The 16879-nt window shown below is 46.8% G+C and carries 9 protein-coding genes, 9 tRNA genes and 4 rRNA genes; all 22 read right to left on the reverse strand.

Annotated features, from left to right (window positions below; all coding sequences use genetic code 11):
- Positions 1-53: 53 nt before the first annotated feature.
- On the reverse strand, positions 54-1244 hold the full coding sequence (locus LC065_RS04200; protein WP_226594742.1) for a bifunctional 2-C-methyl-D-erythritol 4-phosphate cytidylyltransferase/2-C-methyl-D-erythritol 2,4-cyclodiphosphate synthase: 1191 nt from the start codon (positions 1242-1244) through the stop codon (positions 54-56).
- Between the two features lie 98 nt (positions 1245-1342).
- Positions 1343-2437 carry a PIN/TRAM domain-containing protein gene (locus tag LC065_RS04205; RefSeq protein WP_226594740.1) on the reverse strand — a complete coding sequence of 365 codons (1095 nt, stop codon included), beginning with the start codon at positions 2435-2437 and terminating at the stop codon, positions 1343-1345.
- Positions 2438-2591: 154 nt separating this feature from the next.
- Positions 2592-3665 carry a DNA integrity scanning diadenylate cyclase DisA gene (gene disA / locus LC065_RS04210; protein ID WP_226594738.1) on the reverse strand — a complete coding sequence of 358 codons (1074 nt, stop codon included), beginning with the start codon at positions 3663-3665 and terminating at the stop codon, positions 2592-2594.
- Positions 3666-5045 (reverse strand): DNA repair protein RadA, encoded by a 1380-nt coding sequence (gene radA / locus LC065_RS04215; RefSeq protein WP_306163767.1) that lies wholly within the window; start codon positions 5043-5045, stop codon positions 3666-3668.
- A 259-nt stretch (positions 5046-5304) separates the two neighbouring features.
- Complete coding sequence (gene clpC / locus LC065_RS04220) at positions 5305-7764, reverse strand: ATP-dependent protease ATP-binding subunit ClpC (protein ID WP_306163768.1); 2460 nt, start codon at positions 7762-7764, stop codon at positions 5305-5307.
- Between the two features lie 18 nt (positions 7765-7782).
- Positions 7783-8853 (reverse strand): protein-arginine kinase McsB, encoded by a 1071-nt coding sequence (locus LC065_RS04225; RefSeq protein WP_306163769.1) that lies wholly within the window; start codon positions 8851-8853, stop codon positions 7783-7785.
- Positions 8853-9401: a protein-arginine kinase activator protein McsA gene (locus LC065_RS04230; RefSeq protein ID WP_226594732.1), complete on the reverse strand. Its 549-nt coding sequence runs from the start codon at positions 9399-9401 to the stop codon at positions 8853-8855. Before LC065_RS04230 ends, LC065_RS04225 begins: the two co-directional genes overlap by 1 nt.
- A gap of 20 nt (positions 9402-9421) precedes the next feature.
- Positions 9422-9886 (reverse strand): CtsR family transcriptional regulator, encoded by a 465-nt coding sequence (locus LC065_RS04235; RefSeq protein WP_160917571.1) that lies wholly within the window; start codon positions 9884-9886, stop codon positions 9422-9424.
- Positions 9887-10053: 167 nt separating this feature from the next.
- A complete protein-coding gene (locus LC065_RS04240) occupies positions 10054-10746 on the reverse strand; it encodes an MgtC/SapB family protein (protein WP_306163770.1) in 693 nt (230 codons plus the stop codon).
- An 85-nt stretch (positions 10747-10831) separates the two neighbouring features.
- Positions 10832-10945: ribosomal RNA gene (gene rrf / locus LC065_RS04245) — 5S ribosomal RNA — on the reverse strand.
- Positions 10946-11035: 90 nt separating this feature from the next.
- Positions 11036-13953 (reverse strand): 23S ribosomal RNA (locus LC065_RS04250).
- Between the two features lie 170 nt (positions 13954-14123).
- Positions 14124-15690: ribosomal RNA gene (locus LC065_RS04255) — 16S ribosomal RNA — on the reverse strand.
- Positions 15691-15808: 118 nt separating this feature from the next.
- Positions 15809-15884, reverse strand: a tRNA-Ala gene (locus tag LC065_RS04260).
- Positions 15885-15897: 13 nt separating this feature from the next.
- A tRNA-Pro gene (locus tag LC065_RS04265) sits at positions 15898-15974 on the reverse strand.
- Positions 15975-15981: 7 nt separating this feature from the next.
- Positions 15982-16058 (reverse strand) — tRNA-Arg (locus LC065_RS04270).
- A gap of 12 nt (positions 16059-16070) precedes the next feature.
- Positions 16071-16159: transfer RNA gene (locus LC065_RS04275), tRNA-Leu, on the reverse strand.
- A 56-nt stretch (positions 16160-16215) separates the two neighbouring features.
- Positions 16216-16290 (reverse strand) — tRNA-Gly (locus LC065_RS04280).
- A 6-nt stretch (positions 16291-16296) separates the two neighbouring features.
- Positions 16297-16379: transfer RNA gene (locus LC065_RS04285), tRNA-Leu, on the reverse strand.
- A 7-nt stretch (positions 16380-16386) separates the two neighbouring features.
- Positions 16387-16462, reverse strand: a tRNA-Lys gene (locus LC065_RS04290).
- A 30-nt stretch (positions 16463-16492) separates the two neighbouring features.
- A tRNA-Thr gene (locus LC065_RS04295) sits at positions 16493-16568 on the reverse strand.
- 15 nt (positions 16569-16583) lie between these two features.
- Positions 16584-16659, reverse strand: a tRNA-Val gene (locus LC065_RS04300).
- Positions 16660-16681: 22 nt separating this feature from the next.
- Positions 16682-16795 (reverse strand): 5S ribosomal RNA (rrf, locus tag LC065_RS04305).
- The 16S, 23S and 5S rRNA genes sit together here with 9 tRNA genes alongside, the layout of an rRNA operon.
- Positions 16796-16879: the final 84 nt, after the last annotated feature.

The following is a 16879-nucleotide window of genomic DNA, read 5'->3' on the forward strand; positions in this document are numbered from 1 at the left end:
GTTCTCCTTTCCTATTCCGGTCTATATCCTTGACTTATTTTATCATTTTTTGTTTAGGAATGCTGATTATTTTGCAAAAGGACGACTGCCTGTGCGGCAATTCCTTCTTTCCGACCCGTAAAACCGAGTTTTTCTGTAGTCGTTGCTTTCACGTTGATCCGTCCCGGTTCCACCCTGAGGAGGGAGGCGATATTTTCCCGGATTTGCTCTATATAAGGAGCCATTTTAGGGGCTTGGGCAATGACCGTACAATCCATATTCCCAAGTGCATACCCATGCTCTGTCACGATATCCCACACGTGCTGAAGCAATTTGCCGGAGTCTGCGTCTTTAAACGCAGGATCCGTGTCTGGAAAATGTTTACCGATATCCCCTTCGCCAATCGCTCCAAGACACGCATCTGCGATTGTGTGCAGGAGAACATCTGCATCTGAATGCCCAAGAAGACCTTTTTCATGAGGGATTTCAATTCCTCCGATGATGCAAGGCCGTCCTTCCGTCAATTGGTGTACATCAAATCCTTGGCCGACACGAAACATAGGGCCATCCTCCACCTTTCCATTTCTTTGATTACTCAAGTAAGCTTGGGCTTTATGTAAGTCCTCAGGGGTCGTAAGCTTGATATTGTCATAGCTTCCTTTCACGATTGCCACTTCTTTGTCCAACCGCTCGACGAGAGAAGCGTCATCTGTGCCGTAGTATCTGCTTTTCCTTGCTCGTTCATGCGCTTCATGAATCAAATCATAGGAGAAGGCTTGAGGCGTCTGAGCCGCCCATAGAGTACTTCTATCCAATGTATCCAAACCTAGATCCGACTTCTGCTTGATTGTATCCGTCACAGGGACAGCAAGAAGAGCGGCTTCTTTTTCGTAGGCCGTCACAGACAATTTGTGTAAGAGCTCCTGAGGTACAAACGGGCGCGCCCCGTCATGAATAAACACAGGAAGTTCTCTGTGCCTGACAGCTTCCAGTCCTGCAAATACACTATCCTGTCGTTCTGCTCCACCATCAACGAGGTGAACGGAGTGACGGAGCGGATATTCTTGTAAAAGTCCCTCCATCTGAGATCGTTCACGTTCATTTGTTACTAAAACCAACTCTTCACACCACTCATCCTGATCAAAGACGGAAAGAGTGTGACAGATCAACGGTTGGTCACCGATTTTCAAAAACTGCTTATTGCGACCAGCGAGCATCCGTTTGCCCTGTCCCGCCGCAAGTATGATAGCTGTATATTTTTTCATGCGTATCCATCCTACGTTTGTTTAGACGTTCATAAAACAACAAAAGCGATAACACGCATGTTATCACTTTTGTCATTCTCTATTTGTTTATACCGTTTTTACAAGGCTTTTTCAAGTGATTTCGGCTTTGCAAAGATCATACGACCGGCCGATGTCTGCAACACACTGGTGACTACGACTTCAATCGTCTTTCCGATAAAGTCTTTCCCTTCTTCGACGACGATCATTGTGCCGTCATCCAAGTAGGCGACCCCTTGATTCTGCTCTTTCCCGTCTTTGATGACTTGAATCGTCATCTCTTCTCCAGGAAGCACGACTGGTTTCACAGCATTCGCAAGATCATTAATGTTCAAGACTTGGACATTTTGAAACTCACAAACTTTATTCAAGTTGAAATCGTTCGTTACAACAATCCCGTCCATCACCTTCGCAAGTTTCACAAGCTTACTGTCTACTTCCTGTATGTCTTCGAAATCCCCTTCATAAATTTCAACATTCACAGGGAGATCTTTTTGAAGACGGTTCAAGACATCCAACCCACGACGACCACGGTTTCTTTTCAGACCATCGGATGAATCAGCGATGTGCTGCAATTCTTCCAATACGAATTGTGGAATCACAATGGTTCCTTCTAAGAAATGTGTATCGCAAATATCTGCGATGCGGCCATCGATGATGACACTTGTATCCAAGATCTTTCGTTTCGGAATCAGAGCAGGATCCAAGGTGGAATCCTCCTGAAGTTCTTCTTCTGGTTTCTTCTCTTTCCTTGAAACCAAGTTCAGGAATTCATCCTTCCGTTTAAAACCGACCTGAAAACCAAAGTAACCTAATAAGAATGTTAAAAAGATCGGAACAACCTGGTTAACCACTTGAATCTGGATATCTTGTACAGGGATATTGATCAAGTAGGCGATGATCAGCCCAACAATCAAACCGAGACTTCCGAACAGCAAATCTGCTACCGGTGCCCGGACGAGGGTATCTTCAACCCACCTTAAAAAATCGACAATATAATCCACAATCCAAAAAGTAAATAAAAATAATATAAGTGCTCCTAGTACGGCCCCTAAGACAGATTGTATCCAATTCTGCCAAGTCAGCCCCATGGTTGTAAATAGCTCTGGGAAATAGAGGTAACCGATGGTTCCGCCGGTTATGACAATAAACAACTGTACGATACGTTTAAGCACTTGTATTCACCTCCTCAAACACAGTATGACCAAACCTAACAACCATTAATCATATAAAAAAGGAATGATGGTTTTTAACTTAGCACAACTTCCAAATTAAGTCAATGAGTAAACAAATTATCATATCACATTGTTCACAAATAAGTCAATATTCTTATATATGTCGATCTACGAACAGCTGTTCCTGTATGCGGTCAAGGCCGTCTCTGATTTTCATCGCACGGATTTCTCCTACACCATCGACTTCAACAAGCTCTTTCGGAGAAGCCTGGATCAGTTCTTCCAACGTACCGAACCTTTCGACCAAGTGTTCAATAATGAGAACAGGAAGTCTAGGAATCCGACTTAAAATACGGTATCCTCTTGGAAAGATAGGGTCCGACAACTTCGTATTTGATGAATACCCCATGAGTTTCAATACCTGCTCATCGGAGAGAAGTTCCGTATTGGTGATTTCCTGCATTTTTCTCAGTATATAATAAGGTTCATAATCAGGACGCTTGCTGTAATCGCGCAATAACAATGTGGCTTCATCTTCAATATTCGAAACTAATTCCGTTAATTGGAGCTGAATCAAACGGCCCTCTGTACCAAGCTCATTTACATAGTTTAAAATCTCTGTCTTCGTCCGAAGAACCATTTCAATCCGGTGGACGACCTGAACAACTTCAGAAAAGGATACCATGTTTTCAAACTCCATTGCACCGAGGTTCGTCACGCTTTGATCGAGCACATTTTTATACTTTTCCAGTGTTTGAATCGCCTGATTAGCTTTTGTCAAAATGACACCAATATCTTTCAGTGAGTAACGGAGAGAACCTTTATACAAAGTGATCACGTTTCGGCGTTGAGATATAGCTATAACGAGAGCTCCCGTTTGTTTAGCCACACGTTCTGCCGTCCGATGCCTCATCCCCGTTTCCGTGGATAGGATATCCGGGTCCGGCATCAATTGCGCATTAGCATAAAGAATGCGCGTCCCTTCATCATTCAAAATTAACGCCCCATCCATTTTCGCCAATTCGTAAAGGTGAGCGGGAGTGAAATCAGACTGGATGTGGAAACCGCCATCCACAAGATCCCGCATATGATCACCGTATCCGAGCACTATTAATCCTCCCGTTTTTGCACGCAAAACGTTATCAATTCCATCTCTCAGAGGTGTGCCAGGGGCAACCAGCTGAAGAATTTCTCCGATTCCATTTTCTTTGATTTCATGCCATTCCATTTATGAATCCCCCAGTGTAACCTTCATCGCCTCCTGAACGGTACTGACACCGATCACTTCGATTTGAGAAGGAGGCGTCCAGCCATCCATGTTCTTCTTGGGAATGATGACCCTGTTGAAGCCTAATTTCGCCGCTTCATGGACCCTTTGCTCAATTCTTGCAACTCTTCGTATCTCACCCGTCAAGCCAACTTCCCCAACGACCACATCATCTCCATTCGGAGACTGATTCCGGAAACTTGAGGCAATGCTAATTGCAACGGCTAAATCAATCGCCGGCTCATCCAATTTTACGCCACCAGCGACTTTTACGTAAGCATCCTGGTTCTGTAGCAGGAGCCCTGCTCTCTTTTCCAAAACAGCCATTAAAAGCGGTACACGGCTGTTATCAAGACCTGTAGCCATCCGTCTCGGGTTTCCGTATGCCGTAGGTGAGATCAAGGCCTGTATTTCTACAAGTACCGGTCTGGTCCCTTCCATGGAAGCCACCACGATTGAACCCGCAGCCCCTTGCGAACGTTCTTCCAGGAAAATTTCTGAAGGGTTCAGAACCTCTTCCAGGCCTTTCTCCTTCATTTCAAAGATTCCCATTTCATGAGTACTTCCAAAACGGTTCTTCACACTTCTTAGAATTCTGAATGTGTGATGCTGCTCCCCTTCAAAATAAAGGACGGCATCCACCATATGTTCAAGTAGACGTGGACCGGCAATGGAACCTTCTTTAGTAACATGCCCCACGATGAAAATAGGGATACCTTTGCTTTTAGCGATTCTCATCAAGTGACTTGTACATTCACGAACTTGGGAAACGCTTCCTGGAGCAGAGGTAACATCTTCTTTGAAAATAGTCTGGATCGAATCTATGACCACAAATTTTGGTTCGATGTTTTCAATTTGGTTGATGACATCCTGTAAGTTTGTTTCCGGTAAAACATAGAGTTCATCAGATGTAATATCCAAGCGTTCCGCCCGAAGCTTCGTTTGTCGCGATGACTCCTCCCCGGATATGTAGAGGACAGGAAATTCTTTTTTCGCGATCTGTGCAGAGACTTGAAGCAAAAGAGTGGATTTACCGATTCCCGGATCCCCGCCAATCAAAACTAGAGACCCCGCCACGATCCCTCCTCCTAACACCCGGTTGAACTCAGGCATATCTGTCGGCATACGCGGTTCTTTTTGAGACTTGATTTGTGTGATTTTTTCTGGTTTCGTTGTTGCGGAAGTGGAGCTCGTCTGAAACACATGTCTGGAATTCGCCGGAGCAGCCGCCATTTCTTCGACCAGCGTGTTCCATTGATTACACCCCGGGCATTTTCCCATCCATTTAGGTGTCTCATACCCACATTCATGGCAAACAAACTTCGTTTTTCTTTTTGCCAAGACTATCTCGCTCCTTATTCTTATTATTTTATACGTAAAAGATTGTGAATAAGTTTCACAATCTTATCAATCATATTAAATCATTATAGTAAAATCATAGCGGAAGATGAAAAAAATCGGAAGGCAAACCCTTCCGATTTTTCTTAGGCTCTGTTCACTTTATGATAGGTTTCGGTGAAATAGAAGAAGGGGAGCAGCCCTTCCTCCGCGTTCTTTCAACCTTCTGTAAAACAAGCCTTCCTGCTTTTATACAACTATTTTAATTTGTTGACTCCTGCTGCGTGTGGACGACAAAGTTTTTATCGTCATCAAGATCGATTTTCACACTCTGCCCTTTAGCAATGTTCTCTTTTAAGAGTTCTTCAGAAAGCAGATCCTCAACATTCTTCTGAATAGAACGGCGCAATGGACGTGCTCCGTACTCTGGATCGAACCCTGATTCTGCAATGTGCTGAATAGCAGCATCAGACAAGACGAAGTCGATCTCTTGTTCTTTTAAACGTTTACGCAGTTCTTCGACCATCAAGGTTACGATATCTTTCATGTGTTTTCTCTCCAGGGAGTGGAACACGATTGTTTCATCAATACGGTTCAAGAATTCCGGACGGAAAGCTTTCTTCAACGCATCCGTAACTTTAGACTTCATGTCTTTGTAGTCCTGATCCGTATCACCCATGGAGAAGCCAACATATTTATTTTGCTTCAATTCTTGAGCTCCTACGTTGGAGGTCATGATCAGCACTGTGTTACGGAAGTCAACGACGCGCCCTTTAGAATCGGTCAGACGACCATCTTCAAGAACCTGGAGTAAAATGTTGAATACTTCCGGGTGCGCTTTTTCAATTTCATCAAGAAGGACGACAGAGTATGGCTTGTTGCGTACTTTCTCTGTTAATTGTCCGCCTTCATCATAACCGACGTAACCTGGAGGCGAACCGACAAGACGGGACGTGCTGTGTTTTTCCATGTACTCGGACATGTCGATCCGAATCATCGCATCTTCTTCTCCGAACATGCTTTCTGCTAACGCACGAGCAAGCTCTGTTTTACCGACACCTGTTGGTCCGAGGAAAATGAATGAACCGATTGGACGTTTCGGATCTTTAAGTCCGGCACGGGCGCGGCGGATCGCTTTGGAAATCGCTTTGACCGCTTCTTCCTGACCGATCACACGGTTGTGAAGCGTATCTTCAAGATGAAGAAGGCGTTCACTCTCATCTTTCGTCATCTTGGAAACAGGCACTCCCGTCCATGTGGATACGACAGAAGCAATGTCCTCGACTGTAACTTCGGAATCTTCATGGCCTTGTTTTTCTTTCCACTCATCTTTCGTTTGTTCCAACTCATCTCTCAAGCGCTGTTCACTGTCTCTTAAGGAAGCTGCTTTTTCAAATTCATGGCTCTGGACAGCGGCATCCTTCTCTTTTCGCACTTCCTCTAGCTTCTGCTCTAACTCTTTCAAGTTCGGTGGAGCTGTATAGGAGCGAAGACGAACTTTGGATGCAGCCTCATCGATCAGGTCAATCGCTTTATCCGGTAAGAAGCGGTCTGTGATGTAACGATCAGAAAAACGGACGGCAGATTCGATTGAATCGTCCGTGATCGTTACACGGTGGTGTGCTTCATAACGGTCACGAAGACCTTGCAGGATTTGGATGGATTCATCAAGATTCGGTTCATCCACTTGAATAGGCTGGAATCTGCGCTCAAGTGCCGCATCCTTTTCAATATATTTACGGTACTCATCAAGTGTCGTCGCACCGATACATTGCAATTCACCACGGGCAAGAGACGGTTTAAGAATATTGGATGCATCAATGGCACCCTCTGCGCCACCAGCACCGATCAACGTGTGAAGCTCGTCAATGAACAGGATGATGTTCCCCGCCTGACGAATCTCTTCCATCACTTTTTTCAAACGGTCTTCAAATTCACCGCGATACTTGGTACCCGCAACGACAGTACCCATATCAAGGGTCATCACTCGCTTATCGCGAAGGATTTCAGGGACTTCATTATTCATAATCTGCTGAGCCAGACCTTCGGCGATGGCTGTTTTACCAACACCAGGTTCACCGACAAGAACTGGGTTATTTTTTGTACGACGGCTCAATACTTGAATGACACGCTCAATTTCTTTACTCCGACCGATGACAGGGTCAATGTTGCCCTCTTTCGCAATCGCTGTAAGGTCTCGGGCAAGTGAATCGAGGGTCGGTGTATTCGCATTCGCCGCCTGAGCACCTGAGCCGCCTCCACGGCGATTTTGCCCCCCTGTGGACTCATTGTTTCCAAGGAGTTGTAAAACTTGTTGACGGGCTTTGTTCAAGCTGACACCCAAATTATTCAGTACACGGGCAGCCACGCCTTCTCCCTCACGGATCAATCCAAGAAGAATATGTTCTGTTCCCACATAAGAGTGTCCAAGTTTACGAGCTTCATCCATGGAAAGCTCAATGACTTTTTTCGCACGAGGCGTATAATGAATCGTTTGGGAAACTTTCTCTCCCTTACCGATTAGTTTCTCTACTTCTTGCTGAATTTTTGAAGACTCAAGCCCTAATGCAGTCAGAGCCTTAGCAGCAATACCTTCTCCTTCACTGACTAAGCCTAAAAGGATATGCTCTGTGCCAATGTTATTGTGACCTAATCGAACAGCTTCTTCCTGTGCCAGCGCCAATACTTTTTGTGCTCTTTCTGTAAATCGCCCAAACATCATGGACATTCCCTCCTAACATTATTCTTCATTTTCTAATTGAAGTCGTTCGCGAATTAAAGATGCTCTTCTTACATCCCTTTCATCAGGGGATAAAGTAGAATTAGCGTATTGTTGCAAGAATCCGGGCTGTGTAAGAACCATCAATTCATTTAAGATCGTACGCGGGATATGATCGATGAATCCTAAATCGATGCCCAATCTCAGATCAGAAAGGCATTTCGCGGCCTCCTTAGATTCTATGATTCGACTATTGGTCAAAACACCATAGGAACGAAAGATACGGTCTTCCAACTGAATACTCGAACGAGTCATCAATGCCTCTCTTGCTTTCCTCTCCTGTTCAATCAGCTGCTTTACCACACTGTGAAGATCTTCAACAATATCCTCTTCTGATTTACCAAGGGTAATCTGATTAGATATTTGATAAATATTCCCCAGAGCTTCACTGCCTTCCCCGTAAATGCCTCTTACAACAAGACCAAGCTGGTTAATGGCCGGCGTCATACGGTTGATTTGATTCGTCATGGACAGGGCGGGTAAATGCATCATGACAGAAGCTCTCATCCCCGTACCCACATTGGTCGGACAGGCGGTTAAATACCCCCGTTTCTCATCAAAAGCATAATCCACTTTTTCTTCGAGCCAATCATCCAATTGACTAGCTTGTTCCAATGCTTGATCCAACTGAAAGCTAGGGAAATATAACTGTATGCGAATGTGGTCCTCTTCATTAATCATGATTGATACTTGTTCATTTTGTGAAATGAGAGAAGCCGACTTATCCGCTTTTTCAGCCAAATGTGGACTGATCAAATGTTTTTCTACCAGTACTCTCTTTTCAATCGGCTGTAAATCTTTCATTTGGACCAGCTCAAAATCTTTATAATCTCTGAAAGACTTCTTTTGGAACTCTTCTTGGAAGAATTCCAATACTTTATTCAAAGTCTCTTCAGAAGCAATGATAGGAAAAGGATGCTGGGAAAAGTTACGAGCAAGTCGTATACGGCTGCTGAGTACAATATCGCTGTCCGGACCCTCTTGTTTCATCCATGGACTGATTGCTTCATTCATGAATTGCTGTAAAGACATTACTCATCACCATCCTCCCTATGATGCAGTTGACTTTCTAAAGATCTGATCTTATCTCTAACTTTCGCTGCCTCTTCGAATTCTTCCTGCTCAATTAATTGTCGAAGATTAGTTTTATATTCTTCCATCTCTTTTTTAAGGTGCAAGTTGCCACCTTCACGTTTCGGAATCTTACCATCATGTCTGGTGTTCCCACTGTGAACACGGCGCAGAATGGGATTCAGACGTTCATCGAACGTTTTATAGCAGTCCGCACAACCAAACTTCCCGATCCTTGCAAACTCTTCATAGCTGAGCCCGCAATTAGGACATTTAAGTTTCGGTTTTTGATTATATGAGTGAGCGCTCTGCCCTTTTAAAGGAGAAGGTCCTTCGGAATGGAATAGACCTGAAAGGAGATCATTCAAGGTGAAGTTCTCTTCCCCGTAATTCATGTACCCATTTTCTTTCGCACATTTTTCACATACATGGACTTCTGACTTTTGACCATTAATCACCTGCGTCAAATGGACGGTAGCAGGACGCTGATGACATTTCTGACACTCCATCTGAATCTCTCCCTTCTCACTCAACACTTATATTTAAGGGTGAATAGCATGGCTGTCATGATTCGCGCACGTACTTCATCACGAAGTGGTAAAGAAAAAGCAAGGACGTCGCGATCGATGACACTTGCCATCAGTTTACTTTCCCGATCAGTGATGATCTCATAATCTACCAACCGCTCAAGCACATCGATGGCTTTCGATTGGGAAACATGGGGATTGATGAGCTCCATCACCTCTTCAATCATTTCTGATCCTTTACGGTGTTGGATTCGGCTGATACGAATATATCCGCCTCCTCCTCTTTTACTTTCCACTATATAACCTTTTTCCACAGTAAAACGTGTCTTAATCACATAATTGATTTGAGAAGGTACACAATCAAATTTCTCGGCAAGTTCACTACGCTTGATCTCAATCGCCTGGTGCCGATTTTCATCTAAGATTCCCTTGAGATATTCTTCAATAACATCAGAGATATTCCGCATGCTCCCTCCCCCCTCTTTTGACTTTGACTATCTTTGACTTTAATTTTATTATACTCATTTTCTTTTGTCATGCAACTTGTTTGTTTAGGAGAATTACATCTTCTATGTTTCCCCTTTTCCCCATGAAATAAAACAAAAAAACTGCACAGAATCAACTGTGCAGCTCTTTAATACTGATGTCCGCATTCTTCTACACCATCCATCAAAGACAGACGCTCTAAAAGAAGGGATCGATTATACCTTTGTCCTTTATTCAGTTCAACGACAACTTTTTTCTGGGTCTGATCCAAAGCAACAATATCTATTTTCCTGATTTCCGGGTTCATTTGTTCAAAAACAGTTAATACTTTATGGACCGGGGCATCCTTAGCGATGGTCAATTGGTAAATATTTTTCCGATTCCCATTAAACTTTTCTTTTTCTATTTTATTAAGGAAGACCAAGCTCATAAGCACGAAAATCGTTGTGACCGTCGCCACATCATACATTCCTGCACCAACGACAAGACCAATCCCTGCTACCGTCCATATGGAAGCTGCTGTTGTTAATCCTCTGATCGTCATCCCATTGACGATAATTGTTCCTGCACCTAAAAACCCAATACCACTAATGACGTAGGATGGGATACGAGCTGGGTCGAAACGGACATGTTCATATTGATCAATGAACGTTTCAAAACCATACAAAGAAAGGAGCATCATCATACAAGCCCCGACGCCCACAAGGATATGGGTCCGGAAGCCGGCCGAATGATTTTTCACTTCCCTTTCAAACCCAATCAACCCTGAAAGAATAAGTGCAAAAAATAACCGGAATATAAATAAAAGTATGTCATCATGAAAAAAATATGACCAGTTCAATCTACCCCTCCTTTCTTTATGTCTATGTTTAAGGAAGTTGATATAGAAAAAAAACCAGAAGAATGATCTTCTGGTTTTTCAAATGACGTGGCAGCGTCCTACTCTCACGGGGGTAAACCCGACTACCATCGGCGCTGAAGAGCTTAACTGCTGTGTTCGGCATGGGAACAGGTGTGACCTCTTCGCCTTCACCACCACATCAATATAAAGTTTGAGGTGAACCCTCAAAACTGGATAAGGAAACATCTTGTTTGAAAAGCAATTGTCATTCACGAATGATTATAATCAGATAGATAAGTCATCGATCCATTAGTATCCGTCAGCTCCACGTGTCACCACGCTTCCACCTCGGACCTATCAACCTCATCGTCTCTGAGGGATCTTATTACCTTATAGGTAAGGGAAATCTCATCTCAAGGGGGGGCTTCATGCTTAGATGCTTTCAGCACTTATCCCGACCACACGTAGCTACCCAGCGATGCTCCTGGCGGAACAACTGGTACACCAGCGGTGTGTCCATCCCGGTCCTCTCGTACTAAGGACAGCTCCTTTCAAATTTCCAACGCCCACGACGGATAGGGACCGAACTGTCTCACGACGTTCTGAACCCAGCTCGCGTACCGCTTTAATGGGCGAACAGCCCAACCCTTGGGACCGACTACAGCCCCAGGATGCGATGAGCCGACATCGAGGTGCCAAACCTCCCCGTCGATGTGGACTCTTGGGGGAGATAAGCCTGTTATCCCCGGGGTAGCTTTTATCCGTTGAGCGACGGCCCTTCCATGCGGAACCGCCGGATCACTAAGCCCGACTTTCGTCCCTGCTCGACTTGTAGGTCTCGCAGTCAAGCTCCCTTGTGCCTTTACACTCTGCGAATGATTTCCAACCATTCTGAGGGAACCTTTGGGCGCCTCCGTTACCTTTTGGGAGGCGACCGCCCCAGTCAAACTGCCCACCTGACACTGTCTCCGGACCGGATTACGGTCGCAGGTTAGAATGTCCGTACAGCCAGGGTAGTATCCCACCAGCGCCTCCACCGAAGCTAGCGCTCCGGCTTCCAAGGCTCCTACCTATCCTGTACAAGCTGTACCAACATTCAATATCAGGCTACAGTAAAGCTCCACGGGGTCTTTCCGTCCTGTCGCGGGTAATGTGCATCTTCACACATAGTATAATTTCACCGGGTCTCTCGTTGAGACAGTGCCAAAGTCGTTGCACCTTTCGTGCGGGTCGGAACTTACCCGACAAGGAATTTCGCTACCTTAGGACCGTTATAGTTACGGCCGCCGTTTACTGGGGCTTCGGTTCAACGCTTCGCATAAGCTAACGCATCCCCTTAACCTTCCAGCACCGGGCAGGTGTCAGCCCCTATACTTCGCCTTACGGCTTCGCAGAGACCTGTGTTTTTGGTAAACAGTCGCTTGGGCCTTTTCACTGCGGCTCCTCGGCAGAGGAGCACCCCTTCTCCCGAAGTTACGGGGTCATTTTGCCGAGTTCCTTAACGAGAGTTCTCCCGCTCACCTTAGGATCCTCTCCTCGCCTACCTGTGTCGGTTTGCGGTACGGGCACCTCTTTCCTCACTAGAGGATTTTCTTGGCAGTGTGAACTCAGGAGCTTCGGTACTATATTTCCCTCCCCATCACAGCTTGACGTTGCCGGACGGATTTGCCTATCCGACCGTCTCACTGCTTGGACGCGCACATCCAGTGGCGCGCTCTCCTTATCCTCCTGCGTCCCCCCGTCGTTCAAACGGAAAGGAGGTGGTACAGGAATATCAACCTGTTGTCCATCGCCTACGCCTTTCGGCCTCGGCTTAGGTCCCGACTAACCCTGAGAGGACGAGCCTTCCTCAGGAAACCTTAGGCATTCGGTGAAAGAGATTCTCACTCTTTTTTCGCTACTCATACCGGCATTCTCACTTCTAAGCGCTCCACCAGTCCTTACGGTCTGACTTCACGGCCCTTAGAACGCTCTCCTACCACTGATCATAAGATCAATCCGCAGCTTCGGTGGTGTGTTTAGCCCCGGTACATTTTCGGCGCAGAGTCACTCGACCAGTGAGCTATTACGCACTCTTTGAATGATGGCTGCTTCTAAGCCAACATCCCAGTTGTCTAAGCAACTCCACATCCTTTTCCACTTAACACACACTTTGGGACCTTAGCTGGCGGTCTGGGCTGTTTCCCTCTCGACCATGAACCTTATCACCCACGGTCTGACTCCCAGAACAAAGTCTATGGCATTCGGAGTTTGACTGAATTCGGTAACCCGATAGGGGCCCCTCGTCCAATCAGTGCTCTACCTCCATGACTTTCTATTCTGAGGCTAGCCCTAAAGCTATTTCGGAGAGAACCAGCTATCTCCGTGTTCGATTGGCATTTCACCCCTACCCACACCTCATCCCCGTAATTTTCAACTTACGTGGGTTCGGGCCTCCAGTCAGTGTTACCTGACCTTCACCCTGGACATGGGTAGATCACACGGTTTCGGGTCTACGACCGCATACTCACTCGCCCTATTCAGACTCGCTTTCGCTGCGGCTCCGCTTCTGCTGCTTAACCTCGCATGCGGTCGTAACTCGCCGGTTCATTCTACAAAAAGGCACGCCGTCACCCATTAACGGGCTCCGACTACTTGTAGGCACACGGTTTCAGGTTCTCTTTCACTCCCCTTCCGGGGTGCTTTTCACCTTTCCCTCACGGTACTGGTTCACTATCGGTCACTAGGGAGTATTTAGCCTTGGGAGATGGTCCTCCCGGATTCCGACGGAATTCCTCGTGTTCCGCCGTACTCAGGATCCACTCCGGAGAGAGAAAGATTTCGACTACAGGGCTGTTACCTGCTCTGGCTGACCTTTCCAGATCGATTCGCCTATCTTCCTCTTTGGTAACTCCAATGGAGTGTCCTACAACCCCAGAAAGCAAGCTTTCTGGTTTGGGCTGATTCCGTTTCGCTCGCCGCTACTTGGGAAATCGCGTTTGCTTTCTCTTCCTCCGGGTACTTAGATGTTTCAGTTCCCCGGGTGTGCCTGCCTATACCTATGTATTCAGTATAGGATACTGTTCCATTACGAACAGTGGGTTTCCCCATTCGGAAATCTCCGGGTCAAAGCCTACTTACGGCTCGCCGGAGCATATCGGTGTTAGTCCCGTCCTTCATCGGCTCCTAGTACCAAGGCATCCACCGTGCGCCCTTATTCACTTAACTATCTTCGTGAAAAGACGTTTACAATTTCAATTAGATGTCTTGTCATCAAATGTCTCATCGTTAGATGAAACAATGATTCCTTATCCAGTTTTCAAGGTTCACAAGTTGAAAGATCGTTTGATCTCTCAAAACTGAACAACCAACACAGTACATTTCCGTTATATCCTTAGAAAGGAGGTGATCCAGCCGCACCTTCCGATACGGCTACCTTGTTACGACTTCACCCCAATCATTGGCCCCACCTTCGGCGGCTGGCTCCAAAAAGGTTACCTCACCGACTTCGGGTGTTGCCAACTCTCGTGGTGTGACGGGCGGTGTGTACAAGGCCCGGGAACGTATTCACCGCGGCATGCTGATCCGCGATTACTAGCGATTCCGGCTTCATGCAGGCGAGTTGCAGCCTGCAATCCGAACTGAGAATGGTTTTATGGGATTTGCTACACCTCGCGGCTTCGCTGCCCTTTGTACCATCCATTGTAGCACGTGTGTAGCCCAGGTATAAGGGGCATGATGATTTGACGTCATCCCCGCCTTCCTCCGGTTTGTCACCGGCAGTCACCTTAGAGTGCCCAACTGAATGCTGGCAACTAAGATTAGGGGTTGCGCTCGTTGCGGGACTTAACCCAACATCTCACGACACGAGCTGACGACAACCATGCACCACCTGTCACTTGGTCCCCGAAGGGAAAGTCCTATCTCTAGGATTGTCCAAGGATGTCAAGACCTATAGTAAGGTTCTTCGCGTTGCTTCGAATTAAACCACATGCTCCACCGCTTGTGCGGGCCCCCGTCAATTCCTTTGAGTTTCAGCCTTGCGGCCGTACTGGCAGGCGGAGTGCTTAATGCGTTAACTTCAGCACTAAGGGGTGGAAGCCCCTAACACCTAGCACTCATCGTTTACGGCGTGGACTACTGGGGTATCTAATCCTGTTTGCTACCCACGCTTTCGCACCTCAGCGTCAGAAACAGACCAGAGAGTCGCCTTCGCCACTGGTGGTGTCCTCCACATATCTACGCATTTCACCGCTACACGTGGAATTCCACTCTCCTCTTCTGTCCTCAAGTTCCCCAGTTTCCAATGACCCTCCACGGTTGAGCCGTGGGCTTTCACATCAGACTTAAGGAACCGCCTGCGCGCGCTTTACGCCCAATAATTCCGGACAACGCTTGCCCCCTACGTATTACCGCGGCTGCTGGCACGTAGTTAGCCGGGGCTTCCTCGTTAGGTACCGTCAAGGTACCGCTCTATTCGCACGGTACTTGTTCTTCCCTAACAACAGAACTTTACGATCCGAAGACCTTCATCGTTCACGCGGCGTTGCTCCGTCAGACTTTCGTCCATTGCGGAAGATTCCCTACTGCTGCCTCCCGTAGGAGTCTGGGCCGTGTCTCAGTCCCAGTGTGGCCGATCACCCTCTCAGGTCGGCTACGCATCGTCGCCTTGGTGAGCCGTTACCTCACCAACTAGCTAATGCGCCGCGGGCCCATCTGTAAGTGATATACAAGAAGCCATCTTTCAACTTTCCTTCATGCGAAAGAAAGTATTACCCGGCATTAGCCCCGGTTTCCCGGGGTTATTCCGATCTTACAGGCAGGTTGCCCACGTGTTACTCACCCGTCCGCCGCTCGTTCCACGAGCTTCACCCCGAAGGGATCCACTCGCTTCCCGCGCTCGACTTGCATGTATTAGGCACGCCGCCAGCGTTCGTCCTGAGCCAGGATCAAACTCTCCATAAAAGTTAAGTTTGACTTGCTCATTTGCACACCGAATGTGCTTTGTTTCAAATCTCTTCTATAAAGAAGAAATGTTTTGACGTACTGGTTGGTTCGTTCAGTTTTCAAAGATCAAATAAATTGGTGGAGCCTAGCGGGATCGAACCGCTGACCTCCTGCGTGCAAAGCAGGCGCTCTCCCAGCTGAGCTAAGGCCCCTTTATATTAGGGATGGTCGGGAAGACAGGATTCGAACCTGCGACCCCTTGGTCCCAAACCAAGTGCTCTACCAAGCTGAGCTACTTCCCGTTTAAAATGGCGCGCCCGAGAGGAGTCGAACCCCTAACCTTCTGATCCGTAGTCAGACGCTCTATCCAATTGAGCTACGGGCGCATTATTTATTTATGGTGCCGAGGGCCGGACTCGAACCGGCACGGTGGAAACCCACCGCAGGATTTTAAGTCCTGTGCGTCTGCCAATTCCGCCACCCCGGCTTGGCAAGTTTATGTTTAACTTTGTTGTTGTTTATTAAGTAGCTTGGTTGAAATCATGGAGCGGAAGACGGGATTCGAACCCGCGACCCCCACCTTGGCAAGGTGGTGTTCTACCACTGAACTACTTCCGCATAAAGTGCGGGTGGAGGGACTTGAACCCCCCACGCCGTGAAGCACTAGATCCTAAATCTAGCGTGTCTGCCAATTCCACCACACCCGCAAATGAATGGTGAGCCATGAAGGATTCGAACCTTCGACCCTCTGATTAAAAGTCAGATGCTCTACCAGCTGAGCTAATGGCTCCTATCAATAAATGTTAGCACAAGCAACTAATGGTGCCGGCCAGAGGACTTGAACCCCCAACCTACTGATTACAAATCAGTTGCTCTGCCAGTTGAGCTAGGCCGGCTAACTTGATAAGAAATGGTGGAGGATGCAGGGTTCGAACCTGCGACCCCTTGCTTGTAAGGCAAGTGCTCTCCCAGCTGAGCTAATCCTCCGGATTATTATGAAATTATCAAGGCTTGGCAGCGTCCTACTCTCACGGGGGTAAACCCGACTACCATCGGCGCTGAAGAGCTTAACTGCTGTGTTCGGCATGGGAACAGGTGTGACCTCTTCGCCTTCACCACCAAACCTTTTTTTCAAGGACAAGATATATTATATTGTCCTTTGAACAAAATTTCAAGGGGTAAATTCAAGTTTTTTTGAAAACCCTCA

This window comes from Halobacillus litoralis, from assembly GCF_020524085.2.
In the GTDB taxonomy this organism is placed as follows: domain Bacteria; phylum Bacillota; class Bacilli; order Bacillales; family Halobacillaceae; genus Halobacillus; species Halobacillus litoralis_E.